At 70.3% G+C, this 17611-nt stretch carries 18 protein-coding genes, 1 tRNA gene and 2 pseudogenes; 14 read left to right on the plus strand and 7 right to left on the minus strand.

All coding sequences use genetic code 11. The features are described 5' to 3' along the window. From G5C65_RS38525 to G5C65_RS13445, 10 genes and pseudogenes are all read left to right on the plus strand, one after another. Nucleotides 1-385: pseudogene (locus tag G5C65_RS38525) on the plus strand (hypothetical protein); the annotation flags it as partial. Continuing rightward, the gene (locus tag G5C65_RS13405; RefSeq protein ID WP_420903307.1) at nucleotides 385-1341 is read left to right on the plus strand and encodes a complex I subunit 1/NuoH family protein; all 957 of its coding nucleotides are present in this window, start codon (nucleotides 385-387) and stop codon (nucleotides 1339-1341) included. The pseudogene G5C65_RS38525 and the gene G5C65_RS13405, both read left to right, overlap by 1 nt. 68 nt (nucleotides 1342-1409) lie before the next feature. Continuing rightward, complete coding sequence (locus G5C65_RS13410; protein ID WP_165299042.1) at nucleotides 1410-1889, plus strand: 4Fe-4S binding protein; 480 nt, start codon at nucleotides 1410-1412, stop codon at nucleotides 1887-1889. Next, nucleotides 1886-2440 carry an NADH-quinone oxidoreductase subunit J gene (locus tag G5C65_RS13415; protein ID WP_165299025.1) on the plus strand — a complete coding sequence of 185 codons (555 nt, stop codon included), beginning with the start codon at nucleotides 1886-1888 and terminating at the stop codon, nucleotides 2438-2440. Before G5C65_RS13410 ends, G5C65_RS13415 begins: the two co-directional genes overlap by 4 nt. After that, on the plus strand, nucleotides 2440-2871 hold the full coding sequence (gene nuoK / locus G5C65_RS13420) for an NADH-quinone oxidoreductase subunit NuoK (RefSeq protein WP_165299026.1): 432 nt from the start codon (nucleotides 2440-2442) through the stop codon (nucleotides 2869-2871). Before G5C65_RS13415 ends, nuoK begins: the two co-directional genes overlap by 1 nt. Continuing rightward, the gene (locus G5C65_RS13425) at nucleotides 2868-4910 is read left to right on the plus strand and encodes an NADH-quinone oxidoreductase subunit L (RefSeq protein ID WP_165299027.1); all 2043 of its coding nucleotides are present in this window, start codon (nucleotides 2868-2870) and stop codon (nucleotides 4908-4910) included. The genes nuoK and G5C65_RS13425 overlap by 4 nt, the downstream gene beginning before the upstream one ends. A 27-nt stretch (nucleotides 4911-4937) precedes the next feature. Further along, nucleotides 4938-6515, plus strand: coding sequence for a complex I subunit 4 family protein (locus tag G5C65_RS13430; RefSeq protein WP_165299043.1), 1578 nt, complete (start codon nucleotides 4938-4940; stop codon nucleotides 6513-6515). Then, nucleotides 6512-8152, plus strand: coding sequence for an NADH-quinone oxidoreductase subunit N (locus tag G5C65_RS13435; protein ID WP_165299028.1), 1641 nt, complete (start codon nucleotides 6512-6514; stop codon nucleotides 8150-8152). Before G5C65_RS13430 ends, G5C65_RS13435 begins: the two co-directional genes overlap by 4 nt. A gap of 276 nt (nucleotides 8153-8428) precedes the next feature. Beyond that, entirely contained in the window at nucleotides 8429-9292 is an 864-nt protein-coding gene (htpX, locus tag G5C65_RS13440; RefSeq protein WP_165299029.1) for a zinc metalloprotease HtpX, read from the plus strand. Next, nucleotides 9289-9693 (plus strand): YccF domain-containing protein, encoded by a 405-nt coding sequence (locus G5C65_RS13445; RefSeq protein ID WP_165299030.1) that lies wholly within the window; start codon nucleotides 9289-9291, stop codon nucleotides 9691-9693. Before htpX ends, G5C65_RS13445 begins: the two co-directional genes overlap by 4 nt. 64 nt (nucleotides 9694-9757) lie before the next feature. On the opposite strand, the gene G5C65_RS13450 is transcribed toward G5C65_RS13445, so the two are convergent. Next, nucleotides 9758-10246 (minus strand): YajQ family cyclic di-GMP-binding protein, encoded by a 489-nt coding sequence (locus G5C65_RS13450; protein WP_165299031.1) that lies wholly within the window; start codon nucleotides 10244-10246, stop codon nucleotides 9758-9760. Between the two features lie 221 nt (nucleotides 10247-10467). On the opposite strand from G5C65_RS13450, the gene G5C65_RS13455 reads away from it, so the two are divergent. Then, nucleotides 10468-10549: transfer RNA gene (locus tag G5C65_RS13455), tRNA-Tyr, on the plus strand. Between the two features lie 390 nt (nucleotides 10550-10939). Here the strand turns inward: G5C65_RS13455 and G5C65_RS13460 are convergent. From G5C65_RS13460 to G5C65_RS13470, 3 genes are all read right to left on the minus strand, one after another. Continuing rightward, the gene (locus G5C65_RS13460; RefSeq protein ID WP_165299032.1) at nucleotides 10940-12331 is read right to left on the minus strand and encodes a tyrosine-type recombinase/integrase; all 1392 of its coding nucleotides are present in this window, start codon (nucleotides 12329-12331) and stop codon (nucleotides 10940-10942) included. Then, nucleotides 12331-12498: a helix-turn-helix transcriptional regulator gene (locus tag G5C65_RS13465; RefSeq protein ID WP_165299033.1), complete on the minus strand. Its 168-nt coding sequence runs from the start codon at nucleotides 12496-12498 to the stop codon at nucleotides 12331-12333. The genes G5C65_RS13460 and G5C65_RS13465 overlap by 1 nt, the downstream gene beginning before the upstream one ends. Nucleotides 12499-12830: 332 nt before the next feature. Next, nucleotides 12831-13073: a hypothetical protein gene (locus G5C65_RS13470; protein WP_165299034.1), complete on the minus strand. Its 243-nt coding sequence runs from the start codon at nucleotides 13071-13073 to the stop codon at nucleotides 12831-12833. 238 nt (nucleotides 13074-13311) lie between these two features. On the opposite strand from G5C65_RS13470, the gene G5C65_RS13475 reads away from it, so the two are divergent. The 3 genes from G5C65_RS13475 (at nucleotide 13312) to G5C65_RS13485 (ending at nucleotide 15392) form a co-directional block, all read left to right on the plus strand. Further along, on the plus strand, nucleotides 13312-13968 hold the full coding sequence (locus G5C65_RS13475) for a sigma-70 family RNA polymerase sigma factor (RefSeq protein WP_165299035.1): 657 nt from the start codon (nucleotides 13312-13314) through the stop codon (nucleotides 13966-13968). Between the two features lie 118 nt (nucleotides 13969-14086). Further along, entirely contained in the window at nucleotides 14087-14335 is a 249-nt protein-coding gene (locus tag G5C65_RS13480) for a hypothetical protein (RefSeq protein WP_165299036.1), read from the plus strand. Between the two features lie 124 nt (nucleotides 14336-14459). Then, nucleotides 14460-15392, plus strand: coding sequence for a hypothetical protein (locus tag G5C65_RS13485; protein ID WP_165299037.1), 933 nt, complete (start codon nucleotides 14460-14462; stop codon nucleotides 15390-15392). A gap of 154 nt (nucleotides 15393-15546) precedes the next feature. Here G5C65_RS13485 and G5C65_RS13490 read toward each other — a convergent pair. From G5C65_RS13490 to G5C65_RS13500, 3 genes and pseudogenes are all read right to left on the minus strand, one after another. After that, nucleotides 15547-15882, minus strand: a pseudogene (locus G5C65_RS13490) (single-stranded DNA-binding protein); the annotation flags it as partial. Nucleotides 15883-15899: 17 nt separating this feature from the next. Continuing rightward, nucleotides 15900-16763 (minus strand): glycoside hydrolase family 25 protein, encoded by an 864-nt coding sequence (locus tag G5C65_RS13495; protein ID WP_165299039.1) that lies wholly within the window; start codon nucleotides 16761-16763, stop codon nucleotides 15900-15902. A gap of 81 nt (nucleotides 16764-16844) precedes the next feature. Then, entirely contained in the window at nucleotides 16845-17486 is a 642-nt protein-coding gene (locus G5C65_RS13500; protein ID WP_165299040.1) for a hypothetical protein, read from the minus strand. Between the last annotated feature and the right edge of the window lie 125 nt (nucleotides 17487-17611).

A 17611-nucleotide genomic window follows, 5' to 3' on the forward strand; every position in this document is an offset into this window, starting at 1 on the left:
GCCCGCCCCGGCCCGGCCGGCGCGGTCCCGCGGCGCCGGGGGCGACCGCCCGCCGCGCCGCACCCGCAGCGCGAGCGCGGGCTCCGCGAGCCAGCGCACCGAGCGGCCCGGGACCCCCGGGACCCCCGGGACATCGGCGACACCCGAGGCGTCCGAGACACCCGAGACGCCCGAGCAGCCGCCGTCCCCGGAGACGCCCCCGGCATCCCCGGAGACCTCCGCTTCCGGGGCCGCGGACGCGCCCCGGTCCGCGGACGCCCCCTGGCACCGCGCGCACCCCGCACCCCCGGACGGCGGCACGGCCGAGCCGGGCGACACAGGTGACACGGACGACACAGGTGACACGGGCGACACCGGTGGCACGGCGAGAGGGGCCGACGACTGATGGACGCGCTCGACGTCACGCTGCGCCTGGTCGCCGTACTGCTCGCGTTCCTCCTGCTGCCGCTCCTCGTCGGTCAGACCGAGCACAAGGTCATGGCCCATATGCAGGGCCGTGTCGGCCCCATGTACGCGGGCGGCTTCCACGGCTGGGCCCAGCTCGTCGCCGACGGCGTCAAGTTCGCGCAGAAGGAGGATGTCGTCCCGGCCGCGGCCGACCGGCGCATCTTCCAGCTCGCGCCCGCCGTCGCGCTCATCCCCTACCTCCTCGTCCTCGTCGCGATCCCGGTCGCCCCCGACGGCGGGGTCGGGCAGGCGATCGACGCGGGTATCTTCTTCGTCCTCGCCGTGATGGGCGTGGGCGTGCTCGGCTCGCTGATGGGCGGCTGGGCCTCGGCCAACAAGTTCTCCCTGCTGGGCGGGTTGCGCACCGCGGCGCAGCTGATGGCGTACGAGCTGCCGATGCTGCTCGCCGCCGCCTCCGTCGCCATGGCGGCCGGCACCCTCTCGCTGCCCGGCATCCTGGACGCCTGGGAGTGGTGGTGGCTGCCCTGGCAGATCATCGGCGGTCTCGTCTTCTTCACGGCCGGGCTGGCCGAGCTGCAGCGCCCTCCCTTCGACGCTCCCATCGCGGACGCCGAGATCATCTTCGGCGCCTACACCGAGTACACCGGGCTGCGCTTCGCCCTCTTCCTCCTCGCCGAGTACGCGGGCATCGTCGTCGTCTCCGCACTGACCGCCGTGCTCTTCCTCGGCGGCTGGCACGGACCGTTCGCCGGGACGCTCGGCTGGCTGTGGATGCTGCTGAAGACCGGCGTCCTGGCCTTCGGCGTCATCTGGCTCCGGGTGAGCTATCCCCGGCTGCGCGAGGACCAGCTGCAGCGCGTGGCCTGGACGGTGCTGGTCCCGCTCGCCCTGCTGCAGATCGCCCTCACCGGCGTCGTCAAGGTGGTGATGTAGCCGTGCCCCGCACCACGGCAGTGTTCGGCTCCGGTCTCGCCAAGGGACTGGCGGTCACTTTCCGCACCATGACCCGGCGCTCGGTCACCGAGCACTACCCGGATGTGCAGCCCGACCTGCCGCCGCGCTCCCGCGGCGTCATCGGACTCTTCGAGGAGAACTGCACGGTCTGCATGCTCTGCGCCCGCGAGTGCCCCGACTGGTGCATCTACATCGACTCGCACAAGGAGACGGTGCCGCCCGCGGCGCCGGGCGGACGCGAGCGCAGCCGCAACGTCCTGGACCGCTTCGCCATCGACTTCGCGCTGTGCATGTACTGCGGTATCTGCATTGAGGTGTGTCCCTTCGACGCGCTGTTCTGGTCGCCCGAGTTCGAGTACGCGGAGACGGACATCCACGAACTCACCCACGAGCGGGACCGGCTGCGGGAGTGGATGTGGACGGTGCCCGAGCCGCCCGCGCTCGACCCCGCGGCCGAGGAGCCCAAGGAGATCGCGGCAGCCCGCAAGACGGCCGACAAGTGGGAGAGGGCGGGTGAGGAAGCGTGACCCTCACCGCCTCGCACCCCGGCTTTCTCTCCCCGGCCGGAGTCGAGATCGTCTTCGTCCTCGTCGGGCTCGTCACCCTCGGCGCCGCGCTCGTCACGGTCACCACCCGGCAGCTGGTGCACGCCGCCCTCTGGCTGGTGGCGGCGCTCGGCGGGGTCGCCGTCGAGTACCTGCTGCTGACCGCGGAGTTCATCGCCTGGGTCCAGGTGCTGATCTACGTCGGCTCCGTCGTCGTCCTCCTTCTCTTCGGACTGATGCTCACCAGGGCCCCGATCGGCCGCTCGCCCGACGCCGACTCGGGCAACCGCTGGGTGGCCCTCGCCGTCGCTGTGGCCGCCGCCGCGACCCTGCTCACCGTCGTCATCGACGCCTTCCGCTCGACCTGGATCGACGTCGAGGAGTCGGTCGCCGGATCGTCGAAGGTGACCGGCACGGCGCTGTTCCGCCACTGGGTGCTGCCGTTCGAGGCGCTGTCCGTGCTGCTCCTGGCCGCGCTCGTCGGCGCGATCGTCCTCTCCCGGCGGCACGGGCAGAAGGGGAGCGACCGCTGATGCATCTCGTCTATCCCGCCACTCTCGCCGTCCTCCTGTTCTGTGTGGGTCTCTACGGGGTCCTGGCCAGACGGAACGCCATCCTCGTGCTGATGTCCGTCGAGCTGATGCTCAACGCCGTCAACCTCAATCTCGTCGCCTTCGATGTCTGGCTCCGCGACTCCCTGCACGCGGGCCAGGCCCTCACTCTCTTCACCATCGCCATCGCCGCCGCCGAGATCGGCATCGGCCTGGCGATCGTGCTCCTCGTCTACCGCAACCGGGGCAGCTCCGACATCGACCGACTCCGGGACCTGCGCGAGGGCACGGGCCCCCCGCAGGACGGATCCGGCCCGGGGTCCGCCGACGAGAAAAGCCTCGCACCCGCCACTGACAACGCCGCCGGCAGCGGCTCCGACCAGGGGACGTCGGCAGGGAGGCAGCACGCGTGAGCACCACGACCCTCGCCGTCCTCGTCCCCCTGCTGCCCTTTCTCGGCGCCGTCGCGGGGCTGCTCCTGGGCCGTACCGCGCCCGGCTTCGCCAGACCCCTCGCGGTGCTGCCGACGCTCGCCGCCACCGCCCTGGCGATCACCGTCGCGGCCCGGCAGGGCGGCGACGAGCCGCTCCGCGCCGCCACCGAGCTGACCCCCACCGGCAACGCGGCGCTCCCCGTCCAGCTCGCCCTGCACCTCGACGGCTTCGCCGTCCTCGTCGCCGTGCTGGTCGGTGTGGTCGCCTCCTGCGTGCAGCTCTACTCCACGGGCTATCTGCGCGAGGACCCCCGCTACCCCTCGTACGCCGCGCTGGTCTCCCTCTTCACGGCCGCGATGTTCCTCGTCGTCTACAGCGACGACCTCATCGTGCTGCTCGTCGGCTGGGAGATCATGGGCATCTGCTCGTACTTCCTGGTCGGGCACTACTGGGAGACGCCGGCGGCGCGCGCCGCCTCGCTGAAGGCGTTCCTGGTCACCAAGCTCGGCGACGTCCCCTTCCTGATCGGCATCCTGGCGCTCGCCTCCGACGCGGGCACCTTCCGGATCAGCACCATCACCACCCGGTTGACCTCCTCGCTGTCCGGGTTCGAGCTGCAGCACCCCACGCTGGTCGCACTGCTGCTGCTGGCCGGAGTGGCGGGCAAGTCCGCGCAGTTCCCGCTGCACTCCTGGCTGCCGGACGCGATGGCGGGCCCCACGCCCGTCTCCGCGCTGATCCACGCCGCCACGATGGTCGCCGCCGGGGTGTACTTCGTCGCCCGGCTGCTGCCCGTGTTCACCGCCTCCACGGCCGCCCTCGCCGTCCTCGCGGTGCTGGCCGCCGTCACCATGACCGGCTCCGCGCTCGCCGCGCTCGCCCAGGACGACATCAAACGCGTCCTCGCGTACTCCACCGTCAGCCAGCTCGCCTACATGGCGGCCGCCCTCGCCGTCGCCGACCGCGGCGCCGCCGTCTTCCACCTGCTCACCCACGGCGCGTTCAAGGCCCTGCTGTTCCTCGGCGCCGGAGTCGCCATCCACGCGGCGGGCACCAACTCGCTCACCGCCATGGCCCGTACGGGCGGGATCGCCAAGCGCGCGCCCGACGCCTACTGGACGCTGACCGTCGCACTGCTCGCCCTGGCCGCCATTCCGCCGTTCGCCGGGTTCTTCTCCAAGGAGGCCGTGCTGGGCGCCGCCGAACACGCCGCGCTCGGCGACGCGCACGGCGTCCCGGTGGGCGTCGGCTGGATCGTCCTGATCGCCGGGCTCGTCACCGCGCTGCTCACCGCCGCCTACGCGGCACGCCTGTGGCTGCTCGCCGGGGGAGACCCCCGGCCGCGGGGCGCGGAGGCGGGCACGGACGCGGACGCGGCGGGCCCGGACGCGGTGGCCTCGGACGCGGTGGCCCCGGACCCGGCGGGCGGCGCGCAGGCCGGGCCCGGTGCGGCCGGGCACTCGGCGCCCACGCCCGCGGTGATGACCGCCGTGCTGTGGCTGCTGGCGCTGCCCTCGCTGGCGCTGGGCCTGGCGTTCCCCGTGCTGCCCGACTGGTTCGACGGCGAGGACCTCGGCCCCACCCTGGCCACCTCCGTCCTGGCCACCGGTGTCGCCCTGGTCGGCGCCCTGCTGACGTTCGCCGCCTGGCGGCACACCAGCGCGTTCGCCGCCGCGCGCCCGCCGACCGGCACCGGCAGCGACACCGGCAGCGACCCCGGGCCGCTGCTGCTCGGGCCGCTGCACCGGCACGCCGCCGCGGGCTTCCACCTGGACGCCGTGTACGCCGCGCTCGTCGTGCGCCCCGTTGCGGCGTCGGCCCGGCTGGTGCGCTTCTTGGACCGGGAGGTCGTGGACGCCTATGTGCGGGGTGCGGGGGCCGGGCCGCGGCTGCTGGGCGCCGCCGTGCGCCGCGCGCAGACCGGCAACGTACAGACCTATCTGAGCGCGCTGCTGGCGGGCTCCCTCGTGCTCGGCGTGATCGCCGTCATCGCCGCGACCGGAACCGGAGGAGCGTGAGCCGTGCTTCCCGTCAGCGACACCGTGATGCAGGGGCTGCTGGTGGCCGCCGTCGTGCTGCCCCTGCTCGGCGCCGCCGCCGCGCTGCTGCCCGCGCCGCCCGGACTGCGGGGGAGCGGCCCCGACCAGGCGGTGCTGCGGCACGGCGTGACCGTCACCGGCGCCGTGCTGGCCGCGACCGTCGTCCTCACGCTCGGCTTCGACCACGACAACCCGGACGCCATGCAGGCCGAGTCCAGCGTGAGCTGGATCCCGGCGCTCGGGATCCGCCTCCACTTCGGCGTCGACGGAGTCTCCCTTCCGCTGTTCGTGCTGACCGCGCTGCTGACGTTCCTGTGCGCGCTCTACAGCTACTTCAAGATGCCCGCCGGGCCGCGCCCCCAGACGTTCGTCGCGCTGCTGCTGGTGCTGGAGTGCGGCACCCTGGCCACGTTCGCCGTGCTCGACCTGATGCTGTTCTTCCTGGCGTTCGAGATGGTGCTCATCCCGATGTACTTCCTCATCGCCCGCTGGGGCGGCGAGGGGAGGGGCCCGGCCGCCTGGAAGTTCATCCTGTACACCCTGCTCGGCTCCGTCGTGATGCTGCTCGGCCTGCTGGTCGTCGGCCTGAACGCGCAGGGCGGGCCGACGTTCGACATGGTCGAGCTCGCCGAGGCGCACGGCGCGGGGCTCAGCCACACCACCCAGGTGGTCGCCGCGCTCGCCATCGGCCTGGGGCTCGCCGTCAAGGCGCCGATGTGGCCGCTGCACAGCTGGCTGCCGGACGCGCACACGGCGGCGCCCACCGTCGGCTCCGTCCTGCTGGCCGGGGTGCTGCTCAAGATGGGCACCTACGGGTTCGTCCGCATCCTGCTGCCCGGCGTGCCGGAGGGCGCGGAGACCTTCGCGCCGTACCTCGCGGCCTTCGCGGTCGTCGGGATCATCTACGGTTCGCTCGCCTGCCTGGCGCTCGCCCGGCGCGGCGCCCGGGGCGACCTGAAGCGGCTGATCGCCTACTCCTCCGTCGGCCACATGGGCTTCGTGCTGCTGGGCATCGCCACCCTCACCCACACCGGCGTCAACGGCGCGCTGTTCGCCAACATCGCCCACGGCCTCATCACCGGCCTGCTGTTCTTCCTCGTCGGCGCCCTCAAGGACCGCACCGGGACCACCGACATGGACACGCTCGCCGGGACGAGCGGAGCCGCGCTGTACGGGAAGGCGCCGCGGTTCGGCGGGCTGCTCGCCTTCGGCGCCGTCGCCTCCCTGGGACTGCCGGGGCTGGCGGGCTTCTGGGGCGAGCTGCTGGCCCTGCTGGGCGCCTACCACCCGGCAGGAGGGCTGAGCCGGCCGGCCTTCCTGGTGTTCATGGCACTGGGCGGACTGGGCACCCTGCTGACCGCCGGCTACATGCTCATCGTCGTGCGCCGCGTGTGCATGGGCGACCCCGAGGAGCCGCGCCCCGCCCTCGCGTCGCTGCGTACGGTGCCCGACATCCGCGGCTACGAGTTCGCCGCCTGGACGCCCCTGGCCGTCCTCACCGTCCTCGCCGGACTGTGGCCCGCGGCCCTCCTGGGGCTCACCGATCCGGCAGTGCAGCACCTTCTGCCGGGAGTGACCCGATGACATCCGCGACCGCAGCGCTCCAGCAGACCCTCCAGCACGGGGCCGTCCAGCACATCCCCGGCGGCGGCGCCCAGGACGCGTCGGCGACCGTCCCGACAGCGGGCGGCCTCGTCCAGTCCGTCGACTGGACAGCGATCGCCCCGCCGGTCATCACGGCGTTCGTCGCGCTCGCCGTCCTGGTGGCCGATCTGTTCCTCGCCGAGCGGCACAAGAGGCTGCTGGGCCGGCTGTCCCTGGCGGGCCTCGCCCTGGCGGGCCTGTCGCTCATTCCGCTCATCGGCGAGGACCGGACCACGTTCTGCCTGACCGACGACCCCGGGGTGTGCAGCTACGTCGCCGACCCGTTCACTCTGGTCATCCAGCTCCTCGTGCTGGGCGGGGCGCTGGTCGCGGGGCTGCTGTCGCTGACCGCCGTGGAGGACGAGGGGCTGCCCGCCGGGGAGTTCTGGTTCCTGCTGCTGTCCTCGGCGGCCGGGGCCGCGCTGCTGCCCGCCTCGCGCGACCTGGCCACCCTGGTCGTCGCCCTGGAGGTCGCCTCCCTGCCCGCCTTCGCACTGGTCGGCCTGCGCCGGGGAGAGCGGCGGTCCTCCGAGGCGGCGCTGAAGTTCTTCCTGTCGTCCGTCACGGCGACCGCCGTGATGCTGATGGGCGTCAGCTTCGTCTACGCCGCCACCGGCAGCATGCACCTGGCCACCGTCGCCGAGGGGCTGCCCGCGACGGACAGCCGCCTGGGCACCCTCGCCACCACGGGAGTGGCGCTCACCCTCGTCGGCTTCGCGTTCAAGACGGCCGCCGTCCCGTTCCACTTCTGGGTGCCCGACACCTACGTCGGAGCGCCGCTTCCGGTTGCCGCGTACCTGTCAGTCGTCGGAAAGGCGGTCGGGTTCTCCGGGCTGATCCTGGTGACCCTGCGCGCCTTCCCGTCGTACGGGGACGTGTGGGGGCCGGTCCTGGCCGTGCTGGCGGCGCTCACCATGACCGTCGGCAACCTCGGAGCGCTGCGGCAGCGCCCCGAGCGCAGCCGCAGCGCCGTGCGGCTGCTCGCCTGGTCCTCCGTCGGACAGGCGGGCTATCTGCTCGTCCCCATCGCCTCCGCCGCCTACGCCGACTCCGCACGGGACGCGGACCGGGCGGTCGGCTCGACCGTGGCGTACGCGCTGATGTACGGCGTGGTGAACCTGGGAGCCTTCGCCGTCGCCGTGCTCGTCACCCGCACGAGCCCCGAGGGCCGCCTGGCCGACTACCGGGGCCTCATGGCCTCCCGCCCGCTGGCGGCGCTCTGCCTGGGCTTCTTCCTGCTGTGCCTGGCGGGGCTGCCGCCCGGCATCGTCGGCCTCTTCGCCAAGGTGACGGTCTTCAGCGCCGCCGTCGACGCGGACCTCGGCTGGCTCGCCGTCGTGATGGCCGTGAACGTGGTGATCGCGCTCTACTACTACCTCCAGTGGGCCGCGCTGCTGTTCCGTACGGACGAGGCGCCCGCTCCGGCGCCCGCCGGGGGAGCCGTCGGCGCCCCCGCGGCGCACATCGCACCGTCCGGTGTGCTCACGGCCACCATCTCCGGGACCGCCGTGCTGGGCGTCGCCCTGTCGGGCGCTCCGCAGCTCTTCCTGCGGTTCGCCGACACGGCACTGTTCTGACGCGGTTCTGACGCTGCTCCAACGCACCGCCCCAACGCACCGCCCCAACGCGCCGTCCCGACGCACCGTTGCGACCCGCCGTCCCGACGCACCGCCGCGGCGCCCGTGCGGCTGTCGTGACGGTCGTCGCACCGCGCCGTCCGGGGGAACTGAGCCCGCCCGCAGTGCGTTGACCAGGCAGGGAGGGTCCACTGGAAGGGTCCGCTGGGTCCGCTTGGAAGGTGGAAGGTCCACCTGGCTCAGGGTTCCCCTGCCGCACCACCTGGAGGGCGTACCGTGCACCGCCGGCACAACGGGCTGAGGACAGCCCTGCTTCTCGGGGGACTGTCCGCCCTCATCCTCGGCATCGGAAGCTTCTTCGGCACGACGGGGCTGCTCGTCGCCGTGCTCGTCGCCCTGGGCACGAACGCGTACGCCTACTGGAACAGCGACAAGATCGCACTGCGCGCGATGCGCGCCCGCCCCGTCAGCGAGTTCGAGGCCCCGCAGCTGTACCGCATGGTCCGCGAGCTGTCGACGGCCGCACGCCAGCCCATGCCCCGGCTCTACATCTCGCCGACCCAGGCGCCCAACGCGTTCGCCACCGGGCGCAACCCCCGCAACGCGGCCGTCTGCTGCACGGACGGTATCCTGCGCATCCTGAACGAGCGCGAGCTGCGCGGCGTCATCGGGCACGAGCTGAGCCATGTCTACAACCGCGACATCCTCATCTCCTCAGTCGCCGGTGCGCTCGCCTCCGTGGTGCTGTTCCTGGTGAACTTCGCCTGGCTGATCCCCATAGGCCGTTCGGACGACGACGAGGGGCCCGGTCTGGTGGGCATGCTCCTGATCATGTTCCTGGGTCCGGTGGCGGCCTCGCTCATCCAACTGGCCGTCTCGCGCTCCCGGGAGTACGAGGCGGACGCGTCCGGCGCCCGGCTGACGGGCGACCCGCTCGCGCTGGCCTCAGCCCTGCGCAAGCTGGAGGCCGGCACGCAGCAGCTGCCGCTGCCGCCCGAGCCGCGCCTGGAGACGGCCAGCCATCTGATGATCGCCAACCCCTTCCGCAGAGGCGAGGGCATGTCCCGGCTCTTCTCCACCCATCCGCCGATGGCGGAGCGTGTCGCCCGGCTGGAGAAGCTGGCAGGCTGGCACGAGTGAAGACGCTCCTCAACCTCGTCTGGCTGATCCTCTCGGGCCTGTGGATGGCGCTGGGCTATCTGCTGGCGGGCCTGGTCTGCTGTGTACTCGTCATCACCATCCCCTGGGGCCTGGCCTGCTTCCGCATCGCCTCGTACGCCCTGTGGCCGTTCGGTCGGACCACCGTGCGGCGCGCGGAGGCGGGAGCACCCTCCGCGCTCGGCAACGCCGTCTGGCTCGTCTTCGCGGGCATCTGGCTCACCCTGGGCCACCTCGCGGCCGGCGCCGCCTTCTGCGTGACGGTCATCGGCATCCCCTTCGGCATCGCCCACTTCAAGATGATCCCGGTCTCCCTGGTGCCGGTCGGCCGCGAGATCGTCTCCACCGACGCCGCGTCGGCCTACCCGCACTACCGCTGGTAGCCCCGGGCCCCCGCACACAGTGCGGCCCCCGGCACCGGCCGGAGGCCGCACGGCTCAGCACTGCTCAGCGGTAGTTCACGAACTGCAGCGCGAAGTCGAAGTCCTTGCCCTTCAGGAGGGAGATCACGTCCTGCAGGCTGTCCCGGCTCTTCGAGGTGACCCGCAGCTCGTCGCCCTGCACCTGCGCCTTGACGCCCTTGGGCCCCTCGTCGCGGATGACCTTGGCGATCTTCTTCGCGTTGTCCTGCGACAGGCCCTCCTGCAGGGAGGCGGCGATCCGGTACTCCTTGCCGGAGACCTGCGGCTCCCCGGTCTCCAGCGCCTTCAGCGAGATCCCGCGCTTGACCAGCTTGGACTGGAAGATGTCGAGCACGGCCTTCACCCGCTCCTCCGAGTTGGCCCGCATCTCGATCCGCTCGCCCGACCAGGCGATCGAGGCGTCCACGCCCTTGAAGTCGTAGCGCTGGGCGATCTCCTTGGCCGCCTGGTTGAGGGCGTTGTCGACCTCCTGCCGCTCGACCTTCGAGACGATGTCGAAACTGGAGTCGGCCATGGTGAGTTGGCTCCTCGTACGTAGATCCGTCAGGGAACGGTCCGTACGACGGACCGCCCCGCAAGCCTAGCCACACGCGCCCCCGTGCCCGCCGAGCCCGGACAGCGGGGCGCGGGGCCGCCCCCTGATCAACCGGGTGGCGAAGCACCCCCCGGCATCGGGTATGGTTTACACCGTTGCCGCGGAGCACCGCCCCGGCGGGACCCCCGGCGACATTCCCAGGCGGTGTGCCCGAGCGGCCAAAGGGAGCAGACTGTAAATCTGCCGGCTCAGCCTTCCTAGGTTCGAATCCTAGCGCCGCCACAGTAGAGGAAACCCCTCAGTGACCTGCGAAAACGCAGGATGCTGAGGGGTTTCTTCGTGGTCGAACACAGCCCTCCGAGAGACCCGGACATTCTGGACGTGTCTCACCCTGTTTCGCGGTGATCTCGCCCCCTGACCAGCATTTCCGGGCCATACGCGGGCCAAGATCCGGCGGCTTCGGCGTCTGACGCTGGGATCGAGCCGGAAGGGCTGTTGGATATCCGCCAGTTGTCCCTGTTCGTTCACTTTTGAGTGGCAAAAAATGTGACGGGCCTCACGGTCGGAGTGTTGTGCTCCGTCCGTGAGACCCGTCGTGTGCCCGAACGCTGGGTGTCGGCCTGAGCCCCGCCGCCGAGTGAGGAATGCTGGCAGCGGAACTGCCGCCGATCGCTAGGACGCCTCCATGCCCCACTCCTCTAGGGCGGCGTCGATGCGCCGGTTCGCGCGCTCCTGTGACTGGTGCAGGACCTTGGCGTACACCCGGAACAGGACGTTCAAGCTGTGGCCAGCCCTGCGCGCGACTTCAGCAGGGTCGACGTTGGAACTGAGCCAGAACGAGATCCCCGCGTGGCGGAGGTCGTACGGCCGCCGGGCGAGCGGAGAGGCTGCTTCCTCCGGGGCCAGCGCCTTCTCGCGGGCCTTCGCCCAGACCTCGCCGTAGCCGCTCTCCTGGACGAGTCCGCCTCGGCTCGTTCGGAAGAGGCGCCCATCAGGGGCCACGCCGTGCTCGGAGATGTGGGCGCGGAGAAGGCGGACGAGTGCTGGGGGGATGGGGATGGGCCGCGAGTCCTCTTCCGCTCGCCACTTCAGGCTCCGGTCCTCATGGGCACGGCCGTCGTCGGTCCAGTTCCTGCCAGGCCGGACGGTTCCGCCACGAAGGACGAGGATGCCCCAGCAGTCCTCGTCCGGGAGTGTGCACTGGGCGACCTTCAGATGGATCGCCTCGGCGGGGCGCATGCCCGCGAAGTACAGACAGCCGAAGAAGGCTTCCAGGTGTCGGCCGCGGCTGCTCTGCTCGCGTACAGCGTCGAGGAGTCGGCGCACTTGGCGCGGATTAGCGACGGCCTCGGGGTCGACTTCCTCGGCTGTGCGGGGAGCGGTCCACGTGACCGACTTCAGCGGGTTGACCGCCGTCGAGAAGTATTTGGCCTCTGCTGCCATGCCGAGAACGTCGCTCAGGCAGGCCCGCTTCCGCCGTGCGGTCCGGCCGGCAGCCGCCTTCCCGTCGAGCTTCTTGCCCAGTGCGTCGAGCGCTTTGCGGAGGACCTGAGCGTCTTCGAGTTCCGTGATGGACACGGAGTGCTTCTCGATCCAGTCCAGGGCCTGGCGCCATTCCTCGCGCGGTACCGGCTCCTTGATCTGCTGCTGCTTGTTGTACGCCCAGCTATAGAGTGCCCGCCGCAGGACCCGCGCGTCGGGGCGCCCGGCCTCGCTCGTCACGAGGGCTGGGGTGATGGTGGCGAGGGCATCGGCGAAGTTCTTGCGGGATTTTCCGGGCGTGTCATCCCAGCGCTTCTCGATGAAGTCGCGGGTGTGCTGGTACCAGGTGACCTTCTGGAGCTTGGTGCGGAGCTCGGATCTGGGAAGCCCTGTCTCCTCGTCGAACGGCTCGCCCTTGCCTGCCGCGGATATCAACTCGGATAGGCGACCCTTGGCGAGGCCCTTCTTGAGGAAGGACTCCGACTTCCCATTGCCGTTGACGACCCATCGGACTTCGAAGGGCTTGCGCCGTCCCTTCCTCTCGCGGATCTCCCAGAAGCTGACCTCGTAGCTGAACGCCATCAGTCGCCGTCCTCCAGACTGTCCCACCAGGCGTCAACGTCGGTGCGGCGGAAGCGCAGTTGACCATTGGGCAGCTTCCTGCATTTCGGGCCCTTGCCCATAGCTCGCATGCGGTAGAAGGCTGCTCTGGACATGCCGAGTTCGCTGAGGACGTCGGGCAGCTTCATGTGCGGTTCTCGCTGCTGGCGCAATGTGGTCAATCCCCCTTGACGATCTGAGGGTTGTGGCTGGGCAAGCTGGTGGTGGAGCAAGTTCGTGCGAGGCGGTGAATTGACCGGGGCCGGTCGGGATGGGGTGGTTCGATCACGAGCGGCCTTCCGGTGCTGAGTGGTTCGTGCTGTCTCGCGCCGGTCTCGATCAGTCCGGCACGGATAAGTACGCCGACTGACGGAATCTGTTACACCGCTGAGGGCCGGGCCGAGCACTGCTCCGGCCAGAGTTGGAGTTTGAAGCCTCAACGCGGGCGGTGGTCTCCTGGCAGCCGCGTACGAGCTGTTCTCTACTTCCGGGGCGTCAGCGAACGATCGCTCGTGCGGTGCGGGTCGGTGGAGACGCGCATGACCTGCTGGGCCTTCCCCTTGCCGCGAGTCCGCAAGACGCCACGGCGGCGTCCCAGGCGTACGACGCTGGCGGCAGCGGCCTCATCGATGTCTGCGCGCTGCGCAGCCGTGCTGAGGGAGATCCACTCCTCGAACGGCAGGAGCATCAGCGTGTGGTCGGTCGCGTTCACGTACGGAGACATGGCCACAGTTCCCTTCACTTCGAGTCTTGCCGGCACCGGGTTGCTCTCCCGGCCCAACGGCCTCAATGGAGCCACAGAGTACAGCAAGCGTCACACGCTATCGGTAACCCGTTCGATGCGCGTCGTGCACCGTCGGTTAAGCTGCCTCAGCGCCGCACGGGAAAAACGCAGGTCACGGGGAATCCGAGCGGCACTGTACGACCACAGCGCACCGGGACCGTGGGGGGATACCACAGCCGTGACCGACACACTCGAAGCCCTCGTCGCGCGTGCCGCAGCCGGTGGCGATGACGCGCCGGATGCCCTCAGCCAGGTGTACGACCAGCTCAACGACACGGTCTACCGCTGGGTGCGGTACTTCATCCGCGATGCGCACGTCGCCGAGGACGTATGCCAGGAAATCTGGATCAAGGTCGCGCGGAACATCAGCCGCTACCGGCCTGGCACCAATCTGCTCGGCTGGCTGCACACGATCGCCCGCAACGCGTCGATGGACTATCTGCGTTCCGTGCAACGACGTCCCTCCGAAGTGCTCTGCGCCGACCATCTCGCGCTCGATAGACCCCGCCACGGGCAGGGGCCCGAAGAACATGCCGAGCACCGGGCGCTGGCCCAGGCCGTCGCTGCCCGGCTCGCCCAGCTGCGGCCCGAACAGCGGCAGTGCCTCCGGCTGAGGTTCTTCGACGGGCTCAGCCCAGCACATACCGCGCAGATCATGGGCAAGACGGAAGGCGCAGTCCGGACGCTGACGGTACGGTCATTGCGCAAGCTCTCCGAGGTCCTGCCGAACGGGGACTCCTCTGGTGACATCGTGGAGGAGCTTCTGACCGCGGCAGTCGGCAAGAGGCGAGTTGCAGGCGCACAGGAGACACGAAAGGCGGGGGCGCATGGCTGACGAGGAGCGCGTGGAGAGGGCCTTGGAAGGTGGGCCTACACCCCATGACGAGGAAGGCCGCCGTTTGCTTGCGGCCGGGGGAGCCCTGCGGCCGGGGTTCCAGCGCAGTCCCGCTCGGGTGGAACGTACCCGTGAGGCCATGCTGCGCGAGTTCAGCCGTGCGCAGAACCCGCAGGCGGCCCGCGCGGACGCCGGGTCCCACGACGGGCGGGACGAACCGGAGATTCATCGCGCTGAGGTCGAGCTGCCCGGGGGCGGGCAGCTCGTCGTCACCGACATCGAGACCATCACCCCGGAACGGCTGGAGAAGACGGCCGACCGCATCGCGGAGATCCTCCAGAGCAAGGAAGGCGACCGGCAGAGTTGAGCAGCGCCATACCCAGCAGTCTCCACGTCCGCGCCAGTGACCCGTACGCGTGTTCTGCTGAGTGCGACGCCGTACGCCTGACATGCGGGCGCGCCCCGACCGGAACGGCACTGGGAACCCGATCGTGACGCCCCCGATGCCCCCCGTCCAGATTCATGTCCTGGACGGCGACGACAAGGACGATGCTGTCGGCTTGGCCGACGTCGGTGTGGTCACAGTCAATGGTGAGCGTCACCTGTTCCTGAACCCTCAAAGTTTCGGCTCCGCAGTGCGCCAGGTCAGGTCGGCATTGCCTGATCTGACGCTGGAGCAGGCCGAGCGCTTGGTGCGCGACCACTGCAAGGAACTCAAGGACTTCGACGAACTGCTGAGCCCGGTCGATCCCGTGCCGCCAGTGGACTCCCCGCTCCCTTCGGCCACAGCGCAGGCTGGCCGGCCGAAGCGTCGTATGAAGCGGTGGGCCGTCGCTGGGGCGCTTGTGGCGGCTCTTGTCGGGAGCTGGGCCCTGGGCCACTACGTCGACGGGCCGTCCGCGCCGCAGGCCGAGACGGGTGCTACCGACGCCAGCTCCACCTCGGAGGCGAGCACAGCGGACAAGTCCTCCTCCGACATCGGGACGCGCCCGTTCACCGACCCGATGTTCCTGGGGTTCTCCGCGGGGAACATCGCCTGCCAGACCATGAACGACTTCGAAGCGGAATGCACCGATGCCGACGGCGTCGTCATGTCCACCAAGGCCGCTGTGGGCCCGGACAGCACGATCTACACGTTCTCGTACGGCTCGGAGCGCTTGGGCCTGCGGATCTTCAGCGACCGCAAGTATGCTGAGACCTGGGCGCGGCAGGACGGTACAACCGAGCTGTACCCGCACCTATCCCGTAGGGGCCGGTACGTGTTGTGGGGCACGGATGAGGGACGGCTGGAGAGGTACCGGGGCTTGCTCAAGACCTCACCGGAAAGCGTGTCGGCCGTGCACATGGCGGGTGACACCGGGGCTCGCAGGGCGGTGCTCCTGAACGGCCCGGACGCCGTACGGCAGGAACCCTTCACCGCCTGATCTCGCTGCCCCGACTCATGCGGGCCGGTCCGAGCGCGACCCAGACGCCCGGACCAGCTCGCACACCTCCCGCTCATCGAACGTCCCTGTTCACGGCCGCCACCGGCGGGCCGTGAACAGGACGGGGCTCCTGCATCCCCGGGGGCGGGACGGGGGCTTTCAAGCTCGCGCCGACATCCTCGGCGTCGATCTCGAACACGGTGCGCTTGACGCCCTCGTGGTCCTCATACGAGCGCTGCTTAAGGCGCCCGTGCACGATGACGCGGGTGCCCCGGTGCAGTACCTCCACTGCGTGCTCAGCAGCCCGCCGCCAGACCGAGCAGGTCAGGAACAGGCTCTCGCCGTCCTTCCACTCATTGGTCTGCCGGTCGAAAGTGTGGGAGGTGGAGGCAACGCGAAACCTTGCGACCGCCGCACCGGAGGGGGTGAAGCGCAGCTCGGGGTCGTCGACGAGGTTGCCGATGACCGTGATGGCGGTCTCGCCTGCCACGGGTGTTCTCCTCCGTGTCAGGCGTCAGCCGTTTCCGTCTGCAGGCGGACGGTGACGGACTCGATGGCTTCGCGGATCTCCTGCTTCAGTGCCTCCGGATCGAACGAACCGACCTGCCCGACAGCGTCTGCGAGCTTGTCGATGGTGGCGTCCTGGGCGGCGAGCTGGGTGCGTGCCGCGTGAACCTGCTCGCCGATGTGGGTGATGACGCTCTTGAGCTGCCATGTCGTGTTGTCGTTCGTGGCCCACGGGGCGTCCACGATCCCGTCCGTCTCCAGCACGGCGCGGGCGATCTCTTCTCGGCTGGGCATAGTGTCCTCCGTCTCGGTGGTGCCGGTGGCCCAGGCGCGCAGCGCGGACCGGCTGGCGAACCGGGCGATGTTGGTGTCGATGGGCTTGTTCGTGTACTGGTGGATGAGCCAGGGGTGCCGGATGGACGGCTTACCGGGTTGGCCGTTGTACTGCGCGATCCACAAGGCGTCGCCCGCGTTCGAGGTGGTGTCGCGGTTCAGCCAGTAGTCGGTGTTGCAGTACAGCCCGACCTTGTGGGTGGAGCCGCGCAGGAGCTTGACTTCGGCCAGGAAGCGGTCCTTGTCCGCGCAGCTCACGCGGGGATCTTCCCAGTCGGCCCACAGCGGGTCGCCGTGTCGGCTGGTGCACTGCTCCACGAAGTACCGGGCCTGCGTCCGCATGTCGCCGGGGCGCAGGAAGTGGTAGAAGCCGACCACGAGCCCGTGGCGACGCGCGTGGGCGGCCTGGGCGGTCATCTTGGGGTTGATGTAGCTGGTGCCCTCCGTCGCCTTCACGATCACGAAGTCGACGTCCTTGGTGCTGTATGTCGAACTTTGATACGAGCTGACGTCGTAGCCCTTGATGCTCAAGGTGCTGCCTCCTCCGGTGTGTGTGGAGGGGAGCACGGTGCCCTGCGGGTGAGGCTTGTGTCGCGGGCTGTCGGCCTCCGGTCATCCGTCGATGACCTCGGCATCGAGGACACTGCCGTCCTCCAGCTCGGCCCGGTCCGGGTACTGCACGGCGAACAAGGTCTCGTTCAGGCGTTCGGCGAGCGCCGTCACATCGGCGGACTGCTCTCCGGGAACCGTTCCGTCGGTCCTTCCGCCGATTTCAACGGCCAGCGTGGCGTCCTTGCCGTAGTGCTCACGGTGCTGCCGTTCCAAGTACCAGGCATCAGCACGCCAGTCCGGGGCGCTGCGGTCTTCGGTGACTTCCTCGACGATCTGCCCGGTCTCCGGATCACGGAACTTCCGCGTGGTGACCTTGGTGACGATCCCGCCGTCGGCGACGCGGCGGATGTTGGCCATGGCGCGGGCGGCAGCCATGGCACGGGCGGCTCGCACCTTCTCATAGAGCTCGACGAACTGTTCTTCGTCCGGGTTCGAGTCCTTGCCGTCCTCGCGGGCTTCGGCTTCGGCGCGGCCACGGGCCATCCAGCGCAAGAAGGTGGGGCGGGAGACGCCAGCGGTTTCGGCGGCGAGTTCGACGGCGATGCCGGTGCGGGAGGCGGAGACCAGGCGGGCCTCGACTTCATCGGAGAGCAGTCTGGGGCGGCCAGGGGTGGGATGACGGGGCTTGCGGCGCGTGGACATGCACGGCCCTCTCAGCGGCCGGAGGTGAAGGCGTGTCCGCAGGCAGGGCATGTGGTCGGAAGGATGCGGGCTTCGTCGTCAGGACCTGTGTCCCCGTCGTCGGCGGCGGTGGGTTGGGCGGGGGC

It is taken from the genome of Streptomyces boncukensis, assembly GCF_011045075.1.
GTDB classification, from domain to species: Bacteria; Actinomycetota; Actinomycetes; order Streptomycetales; family Streptomycetaceae; genus Streptomyces; species Streptomyces boncukensis.